The sequence below is a fragment of the Williamsia sp. 1138 genome (genome assembly GCF_002095435.2).
In the GTDB taxonomy this organism is placed as follows: Bacteria; Actinomycetota; Actinomycetes; order Mycobacteriales; family Mycobacteriaceae; genus Williamsia.
The window spans coordinates 1-13,658 of the sequence record NZ_MJEJ02000029.1 but is presented as its reverse complement, the minus strand read 5'-3'; the positions used below and the strand labels follow the sequence as shown (position 1 = coordinate 13,658).

Genomic DNA, 13,658 nt, shown 5'->3' with positions numbered 1-13,658 from the left:
CTTCACATGTTTGCGGGGATCGCTGCATTTAGCGGGGGCTGAAGGAGGTGTCGGTGTGCACTGGAACTTGATTGCCCTCGCAGTGGTGGCGGTGATCACCATCGGGGTGTGCTATCTGGTCTATCGGGTCAATCAGCTGCGTGGGTCTGGCACATCGGCATTGCTCCGGGTGCTGCCCGCCGACGACGGGCGTGCCTGGCGGCATGGCGTGGTCCGCTACGACGACAACGCCATGGAGTATTTTCGGCTACGCAGTATGCGCGGTGGGCCGGCTCGGTCGGTGCTCAGGCAGTCTGTCGTCACGCGGGGTCGTCGTACTCCTACACCCGCGGAGGGCGACGTACTCGGGGACGGCATGGTCGTTTTGGAACTCGCCGACCGCGGTGGCGCGTTCGAGTTGGCGCTCGATACGGGGGCGGTGACCGCCTTCCAGTCCTGGCTCGAGTCCCGTCCGTCGCAGCGCGCCGAACGCTCCAATCGGGAACGGCGTCGTTAGTCTTTGCCGTCTGACGCGGCGCGGGTGCGTTGTTCGCCTGGCTGCCAGAGCACGTCTCCGTCGGGGTTTGCGACTCGCGACAGTATGAACAGCAGGTCGGACAACCGGTTGAGGTACTGCGCGGGCAAGGTGCTGGTGTCGTCGGGAAACGCCTCGATCGCGGCCCATGCGGATCGTTCCGCCCGGCGTGTGACGGTCCGCGCCACGTGCAGCAGCGCACTCAGTGGACTACCACCCGGCAGGATGAACGAGTTCAAGGGCTCGAGTTGATCGGTGTAGTGATCACACCAGGCCTCGAGGTCGTCGATGTACGTCTGAAGCAGGCGCAGTGGAGGGTATTTCGGGTTCTCGACGACGGGCGTGGACAGGTCTGCGCCGGCGTCGAACAGATCGTTCTGCACACGGGTGAGGATCTCGGCGATCTCAGGGGTGGGGTCTCCCAGTGCCAAAGCGGCGCCGATGGCAGCATTTGCCTCGTCGCAGTCGGCGTATGCGCTCACCCGTGGGTCATTCTTCGACACCCGGGAGAAATCGCTGAGACCGGTGGTACCACTGTCGCCCGTGCGGGTGTAGATCCGGGTCAGATGAACAGCCATGCCAGTAAACGTACCCGGTAGGGTCATGCTCGGTAGACATCATCTGGCCGGGCGCTTGCCCGCACTATCGGGGGCGATGACATGGCACCACAGAAATTTTCGATCGAGCGGTCGATCACGATCGCTGCGCCGCCCGCCAGGGTCTATGAGCTCATCGCCGACTTCCATCAGTGGACGCGCTGGTCGCCCTGGGAAAAGCTCGACGCCGACCTCGAACGCGGTTATTCGGGCCCGCACGGTCAGGTGGGGGCGGGTTACACCTGGAAGGGGAACCGTAAGGCGGGCCAGGGCAACATGACGTTCACCGAGTTGGTGCCGCCCTCGTCGGTGTCGGTGGACGTGACTTTTCTCAGACCGTTCAAGGCTTCGAACAAGGTGGTCTTCACCATCACGCCGAATGGGACGACGGGCGGAAGTGTCGTCCGTTGGCTGATGACAGGCGAAAACACCGGTTTGGGAAAGGTATTCGCCAAGGTCATGCCCGTCGACAGGCTGGTCGGTGGCGATTTCGAAAAGGGCCTGACCGCAATGAAGGCCGCCGCGGAGGGAGTTTGATCAGCGCCGCGACGGCTGGTGCAATCCTTACGCGGCCCGTCGCGGTCGGCGCGTGACCGGTCGCTTACGCTACCTCTCGTGGGTGATGATCGTTTTCTGGTGACCGGCGGTGCACGGCTGTCCGGTGAGGTGCAGGTCGTGGGCGCCAAGAACAGTGTGTTGAAGCTGATGGCAGCGGCGCTGCTGGCAGAGGGAACCACGACCATCACCAATTGCCCGCAAATCCTCGATGTGCCGCTGATGGCAGAGGTTCTACGCGGTCTCGGGGCTACGGTCACCTGTTCGGGCGACACAGTGGTCATCGATACCCCCGCGGAACCCAAGTTCCATGCCGACTTCGATGCGGTCAAACAATTCCGGGCTTCGGTCTGTGTGCTCGGACCCCTGGTGGCCCGCTGTCACCGCGCCGTGGTCGCACTGCCGGGCGGGGACGCGATCGGCTCGAGGCCCCTGGACATGCATCAGAACGGGTTGCGTCTGCTGGGTGCCCACAGTGTCATCGAGCACGGGTGCGTCGTGGCGGAGGCGGACAAGCTGGTCGGTGCGCCGATCTCCCTCGAGTTTCCCTCGGTGGGGGCCACCGAGAACATCCTCATGGCGGCCGTGCTGGCCGAGGGAACCACCACCATCGACAATGCGGCCCGCGAGCCGGAGATCGTCGACCTGTGCGTGATGCTCGTCCAGATGGGCGCGAGGATCAGCGGTGCGGGAACCTCGACCCTGACGGTCGAAGGCGTCGAGCGCCTGACTCCTGTGACGCACCGCGTCATAGGTGATCGCATCGTCGGTGCAACGTGGGCAATTGCTGCGGTGATGACGCGCGGCGACATCACCGTCCGGGGCGTCGATCCTGCGCACCTGCAGCTGGTGCTGACCAAGCTCGAGGGAGCCGGCGCCGAGATCACCAAATACGACAACGGATTTCGAGTCGTGCAATCGACGCGCCCGAAGGCTGTCAACTACTCGACTCTGCCGTTCCCCGGGTTTCCGACGGACTTGCAGCCCATGGTCATCGGCCTTGCGGCGATCAGCGACGGGATGTCTGTGATCACCGAGAACGTCTTCGAGGCCCGATTCCGTTTCGTCGAGGAGATGGTCCGCCTCGGCTCAGATGCCAGGACCGACGGCCACCACGCCGTGATCCGGGGGATCGAACGGCTGTCGAGCGCTCCCGTGTGGAGTTCGGACATACGCGCCGGTGCCGGTCTGGTGCTGGCGGGCCTGGTGGCCGACGGCGTCACCGAGGTCCACGATGTGTCCCATATCGACCGCGGGTATCCGGACTTCGTCGAGATCATGCGCAGCCTCGGCGGCGGAATCGAACGGGTCACGCCCGAGGAGTGAGTGCGGTTCGCACCTGTCCCTTTGGCCAGGTGCGGCAGCTGGCGGTACGGACATGGTTACGGGTGGCCGGGTCAGGTGCCCTTGTGTCCGGTGTGACCTGGGCAACATCCTTGTGAGGCAACAGTTTTCTGCCCTCGCAAAAGGAGAGTCCGGCAATGGCCATTGAGCTCAACCAGATTTGGGATTTCCCGATCAAGGAATTCCACCCGTTCCCCAAAGCCAAGCTCGGTGTCGGCGCGCACGACATGATCGGTGTCGAGGCGAAAGAACTCGGAATGACACGGGTTCTGCTCATGACCACCGGACTCCGCGGCTCGGGCATCATCGAAGAGCTGATCGGCAAGATCGAGTACCAGGGCGTCGATGTGGTGCTCTACGACAAGGTCGAATCCAATCCGAAGGACTACAACTGCATGGATTCGGCTGCGCTGTACCAGTCGGAGAAGTGCGACGGCATCATCTCCGTCGGCGGCGGCTCGAGCCACGATGCCGCGAAGGGCGCCCGCATGGTCATTGCCCACGATGGCCGCAACATCAATGAGTTCGAGGGTTTTTCGAAGGCGACGAACAAGGAGAACCCGAAGCACATCGCTGTGTCGACCACGGCCGGCACCGGTTCGGAGACCTCGTGGGCGTACGTGATCACCGATACGTCGGACATGAACAATCCGCACAAGTGGGTTGCCTTCGACGACTCCTGCCTCGTCGACCTGGCGATGGACGATCCGCTGCTGTATTACACCTGCCCCGAGCACTTCACAGCATTCTGCGGCTTCGACGTACTGGCCCACGCCAGTGAGCCGTACGTCTCGCGACTGGACTTCGCGCCGTCATTGGGCAATGCGAAGTACTCGATCGAGCTGATTCGCGATCACCTGCGGACCGCGGTGTACGACCCCCGCAACCTGGAGGCCCGTACCGGCATGATGCACGCGCAATACATTGCGGCACAGGCCTTCAACTCGGGAGGTCTGGGTTTGGTGCACTCGATGTCGCACGCGGTGAGCGCCTTCTATGACAGCCACCACGGACTCAACAATGCCATCGCGCTTCCCCGTGTGTGGGAGTACAACCTCCCGTCCCGCTTCGAGCGCTATGCAGAGATCGCCGCGCTCATGGGCGTCGACACCTCGAAGATGACCAAGGTCCAGGCAGCTGACGCGGCGGTCGAGGAAGCGATCCGGCTTTCGAAGGACCTCGGAATCCCGGACAACTTCGGTCAGCTGTCGGTCAACAGCTACGACAAGAACCGGATGAACACCGGCAAGTACGAGGGTCGCGGCGACAAGATGGACACCTCGGACAAGCAGATCAAGGCCGTCGCCGAACACATGATGGGCGACTGGTGCACGCCGGGCAACCCCCGCGAGTCGACCGTCGAATCGCTGATCCCGATGGTCACGCACGCGTTCACCGGTACGTACTGAGCCGAAGGCGGAGCTCGACCCCCACAGGGGGTCGAGCGGCACGCACGACAGAAGGAAGGACCCGCATGACAGAGTTGGCGGACGTGGGCCAGACCGTTTCGGATACTTCGGGTTTCGCTGGTCCGGAAGCCCTTGCCGAGGCGCTTCGGGGCGAGGGATACGTCGTCGATCACGACCTCTCGGTGGTGGTCTACCTGGCAACCGAGCTCGGTCGACCGCTGCTCCTGGAGGGGCCGGCGGGAGTCGGAAAGACCGAACTCGCGAAGTCGCTGGCAGCGGCCTCGGGCCGCCGGTTGATCAGGTTGCAGTGTTATGAAGGTCTCGACGACGCTCGTGCCCTGTACGAATGGGACTACGCCCGCCAACTGCTCCATGTCCAGATGCTCCGCGATCGGATCACGGCGGAGTTGTCGGGGTATGAGGATCTGTCGTCCGCCTCGGCGGCTCTGGCGCGCAAGGACGTCGGTGTTTTCACCGAGGACTTCCTGGTCGCCAGGCCGCTGTTGGCGGCGATCCTCTCACCAGAGCCGGTGGTGTTGTTGATCGACGAGATCGACCGCACGGATGAGGCGATGGAAGCGGTGATGTTGGAGGTGCTGGCCGAGCGCCAGGTGACGATTCCCGAACTGGGCAGCTTCACGGCCCGTTCCGAGCCGTGGATCGTTTTGACCTCCAACGACACTCGCGAACTGTCGGCAGCGCTGAAGAGACGTTGCGTGCATTTCTCCGTCGAGTATCCGGACGCTGCGCGCGAACGCGAGATCGTGGCGTCGCGAGCCCCCGAGGTCGAGGAGGCGGCCGTTGCGGACGTGGTGGCACTGGCAGGTCGCCTCCGTGATCTCCCACTACGCAAGAGTCCGTCGATCGCCGAGGTGATCGACGCGGCGCGGGCGGCGTCGATCTTGGGGGACGATTCACCGGACCGGACCAGGGCGCTGATGTCGCTGCTGGTGAAGTTCGGCGCCGACGTCGACACGGCGATGGCGGCCCTGGATGGCGACAAGAGGTCCGAACACTCCCGCGGCGCGCCCGGTATCGCTGCGGATGGCAGCAGCCCCCGAGGTTCGGTCACCTCGGCGGCGTTCGGCGCGGGCCGCGCACGGTCGGCGGGCCGGCGATAGCGGTGAGGGTGTCTGGGGTGAAGGATTTCGAGTCGACCGGCCGGGACCCCGTGCTGGACATCGTCGCCGGCGTACTGAGCCGAATGCTCCGTCGGCGTGGGGTGCGGGTGTCGCCCGCCGAGAGCATCGAGGCGCGGCGGGTGCTGGCGCTGTTCGGCACGGACCTACCGGTGCTGCGGCCGGCCCTGCAGGCTGTGACGGTGAAATACGACTACGAGGTCGAGGCCTTCGAGTCGGTGTTCACCGCACTGTTCATCGACGGTCCGGCCGCCGCGCACGGCCCTGACACCCTCCCGAAGGTCAGGGGCACCGCGGGCGGCCTGCCGGAAGAGTTCGCGTGGGACCCCGAGCTCGAAGGCGCTTCCCGGATGATCGGCGCCGATGAGCACACCGACGAGATCGGTGACCTGATGGAGACCGATCCTGAGGGTGCCGAACGGCACGGGGATTCCGCGCATCGCGAGGAGAACGATTTCACGGTGTCCTCGGGTGCGGAATCGCTTGCGGTCGACCCCGATTCGGATTCGGTGTCCGGCGGCATCACGTACACGATCGAGGTCGACAACGCAGGTGCTGCCGACGTGGGGGAGATGGCGTCGTCGCCGATGCGGGTGCGCTCAGGAGTTCTGACCATCGCCGATGCCCAGGCGGTGCTCGCCGGTCTCGACGGTTATGACGCCCGGCGCGCCTACGGAACTGCGGGCGACGATGACCTCACCGCCGCTCAACTGGACCATCTGATGGCCGCCATCGAAGCTTTCGTCGAGGCGCTGACCCCTCCGGTACCGCCCGCCTCTCCGGCTGCGCCCGCCGGCGACGCAGTGGTGGTGACGCGCGCCGACATCGACCAGGCGTGCCATCGCATCATCCGCCGGATGCGTGGTGCCCCCCGGACGCGTGCGCGATCGCAGGGCAGTGGCAGGCTCGCAATCCGGCACACACTTCGGGCCGCACTGAAAACCGACGGCGATCCGGTCCATCTTTTCCGGCGCACTCGTGTTCCCGGCCGGATTCGACTGCTCGTAGTTGCCGATGTGTCCCTGTCGGTGCGACCGGTTGCGGGCTTCATCCTGCGGATGGCGCAATCGCTGCACGGCATCGCCGACCGCTGCACGGTGCTGGCGTTCGTGGACGATCCGATTGACGTGACGACCCCGCTGTTGGTCGGCCACGGCGATGACGCACTGGCCCGAGTTTTGTCTGCGCCCGGACTCGATCTGGCCGCGACCAGCGACTACGGGCAGGTTCTCGGAAGGATGCTCTCGACCCACGGAGGGCTGCTCGACCGGCGGACCAGCGTGCTGTTCGTGGGTGATGCCCGCAGCAACGGCTTCGCCGGCCACCCGGAATTACTGGGCGAACTCAGGCGTCGGGTCCATCGGCTCGCCTGGATCACGCCCGAGCCGAGCAGGTATTGGAACCAGGCAGGCTGCGACATGACCGAATATTCGGCTCACTGCGACGAGGTTGTGTCGGCGCGCGATGCGGCGGAGTTGATCGAGCGGGCCGACGAGATCGGTACGGCACTCTCATGATCGCTGCGGCGGAAACCCCCGCAACCCGCGGTCGTGAGTTGTTCATCGGAGTAGGAATAGACAGATGACGCGCAACACGCCTTCGCCCCGGGTGGTGAAGTTTCATGCGCCGGAGATGATCATCGGCGAGGGCGCCCTGACGGAAGCCGCGCTCGCCGCGTCACGATTGGGGATGCGCCGGCCCTTGCTGGTGTCAGATCTGCGAGTGGGCGCCACCACCTGGTACGACGAGCTCACGGCGACGATCAAGTCGGTGGGGCTGCGGGCGGAGCGATTCACCGGGGTCTCCCCGAACCCGCGGGCCACCGAGATCACTGCCGCATTCGAGAGGTACGAGCGTTTCGCTTGCGACGGGATCATCGCGCTCGGGGGCGGCTCGGTGATCGATGCCGCGAAGGGCGTCGCAATCCTTGCCTCGAACGGTGGTCATATTCTCGAATACGAGGGGATCGACCGCGCGGGCAGGCCGCTTCCGCCGGTGGTCGCCATCCCGACCACTGCAGGCAGCGGTTCCGACGTCTCCCAGTTCTGCATCGTGAACGACAAGGCGCGCGGCACCAAGATCACGATCATCGGCCGCGGCCTGGTGCCGGACGTGACCGTCGTCGATCCTCGGGTCCTGGCGACCGTTCCACCCGAGGTCACCGCACAGTGCGGGATGGACGTGTTGACCCACTGCATCGAGGCGTACGTCTCGATTGCACATAGTCGGATGACGGATACATTTGCGCTGCAGTCGATTTCAACGACGTGGCGCAACCTGGAGCGCCTCGTGGACAATCCGTCGGATCCGGTGGCCTCGGTGGCGATGGCGCACGCCTCGCTGGAGGCCGGGATGGCCTTCACGAATGCGATCCTGGGGGCGGCGCACGCCATGAGTCACCCCGTCGGCGGGCACTGTGACGCACCGCATGGAGCCATCAATTCGGTTCTGCTGCCTCACGTCATCCGCTACAACGCGCACGTCTGTGCTGATGGATTCGTGGATTTGGCCGCAGCCGTCGGGATCTCCACCGATGGTTCGTCCATGGACGTTGCCGAACGGCTGGCCGATCAGGTCGCGAAGTTTGCGGGACGCATCGGGATGCCCGCGACATTGACCCCGCTCGGTGTTGAGAAAGCAGACATCGAGACGCTGTCCGGTTACGCGCTCGCGGATTCATGTATGACCACCAACCCGCGCCGGCCCGACCGCGACACCGTCGCGGAGATATACCTGGAAGCGCTGTGACGCCCCGCCCGGACAGCTCTGGCGATCTGGAATCGCTGGTCGGCCTGCGCTCGGTCAAGGGCACCCACTACGCGCAGTTCCGAGGTGTAGAACAGCGGCTGACCCGGGTTGTCAGCGCGCTGGAACGGATCTCACGGGCGCTTGTTCGAACCGCCGAAGGGCCGGAGACCCTGGTGATCGCGGTCCTCGACGCCGCACGTGAACACCTGGGTGCGGATTGGGTGCTGTTCGCCCTCAGTGATGGCCGACTCGAGCGCACGGGCCCACGTCACCTGATGATGGACTCGAGCGGTGTGGTCTACGCCTTCGAAGGGGTGGACTCGGCGGCTGAACCGATCAACCTGCCCGACGATGTCCTGAACCGCCTCAACGACATCTTGCGTGGTCAGGTGGTGAGGCTGGGCAGGCCCGTGATCGACGACCACCATGTGCACGTCCCCGTGGAACTGGACGGGGAGGTTGTCGGTGGACTCTCGGCCTGGATGCCACTGACTCACACGGTTGACCCGTCCGATGTGGTGGTGCTACGAATCCTGGCCGGGCAGGCCACGGTGGCGCTACTGAACGCTGCACTGTTCGAGGAGAGTCGACACCTGTTGGATCGGGCCGAACAGGCCTACGACGAGAGCAGGCGGCACGCCGCGCATCTGGCGGAGCGAAACACCGAGCTCGAACGAACCCAACGTGAGTTGTCCGCTGCGATGCGCCAAGAGGTTCTCAATACCGAGCGTTCCAGGATCGCCAGGGAACTCCATGACTCGGTCGCACAGTCCGTGCTGTCGGCCGGGGTGCAGATCGAGGTCTGCAGAATCGACGCCGACCCCGTCCTCGCCGACCGGTTGGCGGTGGCGGGAAGGTTGACCAAAGACGCTGTGGAGCAAGTGCGTTCGGTGATCTACACCCTCAACCACGCGCCTTCCGGCGGCGCGGGAGACCTGGCGGCGATCCTTGACGAACTCTGCTCGATGCACATGCCTGCCGATCTGCGTACCGATGTCAAGGTCGTGGGCAGGCAACGCGACCTGTCGCACGAGGTCCAGCACGCGATCCTGCGGATCGCAGGCGAAGCGCTGTTCAACACCGCTATCCACGCGCAGGCCACGACCGCCAAGGTGGCCCTGAGCTACGCCGAGTCTCAGGTGCGGCTGACCGTCGACGACGACGGGAGCGGCGACCCCGACCACATGCGGCGGGTGATGCGGACCGCAACGGTCGGCGATCTCTCCGGCCGGCACCACGGATTGGCCAACATGCATTCGCGGGCAATAGAACTCGGCGGTGATCTACGAATCCGGCGCTCCCGTCTGGGTGGCGTCCGCATAGTGGTCGAGATCCCGGCAACACAGAAGGTGGACAACTGATGGACGTCATCGACCGCGATCGCGGTGAACGGACCCGACCGATCCGCACGATGCTGGTAGATGATCACGCGCTGCTGCGGGAAGGGATGCGGTCGCTGCTCGAACGGGAGTGCAGCATCTCGGTGGTGGGGGAGGCAAACACGGTCGCCGAGGCCCTGGACGGCGTGGCGCGCTGTTCGCCGGACGTCATGGTCGTCGACCTCAAACTGACCGCGGGTGCCGACTACGAGGGCCTTCGTCTGATCAGTGAATTGTCGAAGCGCTATCCATCGGTGGCTGCGTTGGTGCTCACCACGTTCCTTGACGACGAGTTGGTGGTCAGGGCCGTCCGTAGTGGCGCCAAAGGGTACGTGGTGAAGGACATCGACACGACGGAACTCGTCCGGGCCATCAAATCCGTGTCCAGGGGTGACAGTGCGTTCGACCCACGTAGTGCGGCGGTGGTGCTGCGTGCCGTCACCGGCCAGGGTAGTTCGGAAACGCTGACCGATCGGGAACGGCAGGTGTTGCAATTGATGGCAGACGGGTTGTCCAACATAAAGATCGGCGAGACCCTGTTCATCTCACCGTCGACGGTGAAGTTCCATATCCGCAACATCATCCGGAAACTCGGGGTCAGTAAGCGGACCGAGGCGGTGTACTCGGCGAGCAAGCGGGGCTTGATCTAGGCGCCCGGTGGCTGCAAGACCAGCCAGCCTCCATGGTCGGTGAAGATCCGCGCACCCCGATGGTCTGCGCGTGCAGCCCAGGTGACAAGGGTTTCTGAGGTCAGTCGCTGGTGGTGGCCGAAGTGGGGGCTGGGTACCTCTTCGAAGGGCACCGCGATCACCACCCGCCGGCGCGCGACCCGCAACGCTTCGTTGATGGCGACGTCCACCTGGTCGGGCAGGTGTTCCAGCAGGTGAATGAGGGTGACGGTATCGGTGCAATCAGTAGGATAAGGCAGCTCGACGGCGTTGCCGACCTGGGTTTGCACGGTCAGGCCCATGCGGCCGGCAGCCTTTCCCAGCAGGGTGACCGCACCAGATGAGATATCGCAGGCCGAGACGTCAAAGCCTGCGGCGGCCGCGCGCAAAGCGAAGAACCCGAAACAGCTGCCCACCTCCAGAACGCTCGAACCCTGCAGCAGAGACAACGCGCGGCGGTGGATCGGGGCAAACGGTGAGCGGCCGGACTCGAGTTCCGCGAGTGAGTTCCGGTAGAACGCCTGCCAACAGGACTCCGGGCTGTCGCCGCAGGTGAGGATCAGGCCGATCGCCGCGGCTTCGAACTGCTCCTGACCACAGAGCACACCTGTGTTCACCAATTGCAGGAGTTCGTCGATCATGAGCGCGTCGGAGATGGTGTCGGTTGTCAGAGCGTGGCGAATGTCGAGCGCGCCGTTCTCGTCACGGGCCCAGGCCAGAAGACTGTTGCGACGGTATCCGGGCGGAATCGAACTTTGTTCCACGACAACTGAATTCGAAACGTGGCGCCGCCGGAGCAAGGTGGGGGTCGGCATTCTTTGACGCTACGGCGATGGACGCTCGCCGGTAACTGCCCAAAGGGCTGCAGTCCCTGTCCAAAGGGTGAGTTCTCTCGGAGTCGACCGACTGTCGGGGCCCGGACGCCTGGGTCGTAGCTGTCAACAGGGCGCGCTGGCGGCGGGCCGGTGTCAGGCATCACAACGCCAGGAAAGGCTCTTCGGAGGCTCTGCGGGTATGTATGCGTTGCAACCGAGGGCCTCTGACCTGGGGAAAGGCGCTCGATCTAGGCGGCCGTCCAGGCGATTTGACGCCACGGAGGCGTCTCCCGTAACTTTCTTCAAGTCAGCGAGTGAGGCGCCGGAGAGCGAGAGTCCGGAGTTGCCAACAACACCGACGGGATGTTTTTCCTGAAGGAACAACGTTGATCGCCCAGGATGGAAACGAGTCCACTTCAGTGTGGAGCGTATCGTCGTGGGTGGCCTGAGGTCAGACGATCACGGGTGCTGCTCACCGCCTCGAAACGGAGAGTTGCGCCGCAGACGGAGACCAGGTAGGCTGGTAGAGTTGCCTCGGAGACGGGGACAACATCTGCTAGTAAAAATATCTTTGCCGGAGATGGCGCCTGTTGTGGGTGTCGAAGTCGGTGGGGGTGTGTTCTTTGAGAACTCGATAGTGTGTCGATGGATTGTTAGTGCCATTTAGGTGCTGCTTCTGTCACTGTGACTTTTCTCCGGCATAGGGGGGAGGTTGTTGTGGTGGTTGTGGTGCCGGCATTAGTTAGTTTATTTTTGATTCCATCGCAGGTTTTGAGTCCTGTGGTGGTGTCAGTTTTTGTTTGGTTGGGATTATGAAAATCTCTTCTTGACGGATTTTGTTGAAACGTGCCCTTTCGGGGGTGGTTTTAGTGAGTTTTCATGGAGAGTTTGATCCTGGCTCAGGACGAACGCTGGCGGCGTGCTTAACACATGCAAGTCGAACGATGAAGCCAGCTTGCTGGTGGATTAGTGGCGAACGGGTGAGTAACACGTGGGTGATCTGCCCCAAACTTTGGGATAAGCCTGGGAAACTGGGTCTAATACCGAATATGACCACGGAATGCATGTTTTGTGGTGGAAAGCTCCGGCGGTTTGGGATGGGCCCGCGGCCTATCAGCTTGTTGGTGGGGTAATGGCCTACCAAGGCGACGACGGGTAGCCGGCCTGAGAGGGCGACCGGCCACACTGGGACTGAGACACGGCCCAGACTCCTACGGGAGGCAGCAGTGGGGAATATTGCACAATGGGCGCAAGCCTGATGCAGCGACGCCGCGTGAGGGATGACGGCCTTCGGGTTGTAAACCTCTTTCACCAGGGACGAAGCGAAAGTGACGGTACCTGGAGAAGAAGCACCGGCCAACTACGTGCCAGCAGCCGCGGTAATACGTAGGGTGCGAGCGTTGTCCGGAATTACTGGGCGTAAAGAGTTCGTAGGCGGTTTGTCGCGTCGTTCGTGAAAACTTGGGGCTTAACTCCAAGCGTGCGGGCGATACGGGCAGACTTGAGTACTACAGGGGAGACTGGAATTCCTGGTGTAGCGGTGAAATGCGCAGATATCAGGAGGAACACCGGTGGCGAAGGCGGGTCTCTGGGTAGTAACTGACGCTGAGGAACGAAAGCGTGGGTAGCGAACAGGATTAGATACCCTGGTAGTCCACGCTGTAAACGGTGGGTACTAGGTGTGGGTTCCTTTTCACGGGATCCGTGCCGTAGCTAACGCATTAAGTACCCCGCCTGGGGAGTACGGCCGCAAGGCTAAAACTCAAAGGAATTGACGGGGGCCCGCACAAGCGGCGGAGCATGTGGATTAATTCGATGCAACGCGAAGAACCTTACCTGGGTTTGACATACACCAGAAAGCCATAGAGATATGGCCCCCCTTGTGGTTGGTGTACAGGTGGTGCATGGCTGTCGTCAGCTCGTGTCGTGAGATGTTGGGTTAAGTCCCGCAACGAGCGCAACCCTTATCTTATGTTGCCAGCGCGTAATGGCGGGGACTCGTGAGAGACTGCCGGGGTCAACTCGGAGGAAGGTGGGGATGACGTCAAGTCATCATGCCCCTTATGTCCAGGGCTTCACACATGCTACAATGGCCGGTACAGAGGGCTGCGATACCGTGAGGTGGAGCGAATCCCTTAAAGCCGGTCTCAGTTCGGATCGGGGTCTGCAACTCGACCCCGTGAAGTCGGAGTCGCTAGTAATCGCAGATCAGCAACGCTGCGGTGAATACGTTCCCGGGCCTTGTACACACCGCCCGTCACGTCATGAAAGTTGGTAACACCCGAAGCCGGTGGCCCAACCCCTTTGTGGGAGGGAGCCGTCGAAGGTGGGATTGGCGATTGGGACGAAGTCGTAACAAGGTAGCCGTACCGGAAGGTGCGGCTGGATCACCTCCTTTCTAAGGAGCAACATAAACCCGTTCTTTGCGCTGCTTTGTACCAGCGCCGGCGTCATCTCTTTGCGGGGATGGTGGTGTGAATGGGTGGCCCCA

At 63.3% G+C, this 13,658-nt stretch carries 11 protein-coding genes and 1 rRNA gene; 10 read left to right on the top strand and 2 right to left on the bottom strand.

The window, feature by feature from the left end:
* Positions 1 to 55: 55 nt before the first annotated feature.
* Positions 56 to 496 carry a DUF2550 domain-containing protein gene (locus BH683_RS04585; RefSeq protein ID WP_084835098.1) on the top strand — a complete coding sequence of 147 codons (441 nt, stop codon included), beginning with the start codon at positions 56 to 58 and terminating at the stop codon, positions 494 to 496.
* Here BH683_RS04585 and BH683_RS04580 read toward each other — a convergent pair.
* Entirely contained in the window at positions 493 to 1,092 is a 600-nt protein-coding gene (locus BH683_RS04580) for a cob(I)yrinic acid a,c-diamide adenosyltransferase (protein ID WP_084835097.1), read from the bottom strand. The two genes, BH683_RS04585 and BH683_RS04580, sit on opposite strands and share 4 nt — an antisense overlap.
* 81 nt (positions 1,093 to 1,173) lie before the next feature.
* On the opposite strand from BH683_RS04580, the gene BH683_RS04575 reads away from it, so the two are divergent.
* The 8 genes from BH683_RS04575 to BH683_RS04540 all read left to right on the top strand — a co-directional run bounded on the left by BH683_RS04575 (position 1,174) and on the right by BH683_RS04540 (position 10,334).
* Complete coding sequence (locus BH683_RS04575; protein WP_084835096.1) at positions 1,174 to 1,647, top strand: SRPBCC family protein; 474 nt, start codon at positions 1,174 to 1,176, stop codon at positions 1,645 to 1,647.
* A 78-nt stretch (positions 1,648 to 1,725) separates the two neighbouring features.
* Positions 1,726 to 2,991: a UDP-N-acetylglucosamine 1-carboxyvinyltransferase gene (murA, locus tag BH683_RS04570; protein ID WP_084835095.1), complete on the top strand. Its 1,266-nt coding sequence runs from the start codon at positions 1,726 to 1,728 to the stop codon at positions 2,989 to 2,991.
* Positions 2,992 to 3,146: 155 nt separating this feature from the next.
* Positions 3,147 to 4,418 (top strand): NDMA-dependent methanol dehydrogenase, encoded by a 1,272-nt coding sequence (gene mdo, locus BH683_RS04565; protein ID WP_084835094.1) that lies wholly within the window; start codon positions 3,147 to 3,149, stop codon positions 4,416 to 4,418.
* A gap of 65 nt (positions 4,419 to 4,483) precedes the next feature.
* A complete protein-coding gene (locus BH683_RS04560; protein WP_084835093.1) occupies positions 4,484 to 5,539 on the top strand; it encodes a MoxR family ATPase in 1,056 nt (351 codons plus the stop codon).
* A gap of 83 nt (positions 5,540 to 5,622) precedes the next feature.
* Positions 5,623 to 7,074 (top strand): VWA domain-containing protein, encoded by a 1,452-nt coding sequence (locus tag BH683_RS04555; RefSeq protein WP_084835161.1) that lies wholly within the window; start codon positions 5,623 to 5,625, stop codon positions 7,072 to 7,074.
* 64 nt (positions 7,075 to 7,138) lie between these two features.
* Positions 7,139 to 8,305: an iron-containing alcohol dehydrogenase gene (locus BH683_RS04550; RefSeq protein WP_084835092.1), complete on the top strand. Its 1,167-nt coding sequence runs from the start codon at positions 7,139 to 7,141 to the stop codon at positions 8,303 to 8,305.
* The gene (locus BH683_RS04545) at positions 8,302 to 9,666 is read left to right on the top strand and encodes a histidine kinase (RefSeq protein WP_246833188.1); all 1,365 of its coding nucleotides are present in this window, start codon (positions 8,302 to 8,304) and stop codon (positions 9,664 to 9,666) included. Before BH683_RS04550 ends, BH683_RS04545 begins: the two co-directional genes overlap by 4 nt.
* Complete coding sequence (locus BH683_RS04540) at positions 9,666 to 10,334, top strand: response regulator transcription factor (RefSeq protein WP_084835090.1); 669 nt, start codon at positions 9,666 to 9,668, stop codon at positions 10,332 to 10,334. The genes BH683_RS04545 and BH683_RS04540 overlap by 1 nt, the downstream gene beginning before the upstream one ends.
* Here BH683_RS04540 and mftM read toward each other — a convergent pair.
* Entirely contained in the window at positions 10,331 to 11,167 is an 837-nt protein-coding gene (gene mftM / locus BH683_RS04535; RefSeq protein ID WP_084835089.1) for a mycofactocin oligosaccharide methyltransferase MftM, read from the bottom strand. The two genes, BH683_RS04540 and mftM, sit on opposite strands and share 4 nt — an antisense overlap.
* A gap of 876 nt (positions 11,168 to 12,043) precedes the next feature.
* Between mftM and BH683_RS04530 the strand changes: the two genes are divergently transcribed.
* Positions 12,044 to 13,565, top strand: a 16S ribosomal RNA gene (locus BH683_RS04530).
* Positions 13,566 to 13,658 lie beyond the last annotated feature (93 nt).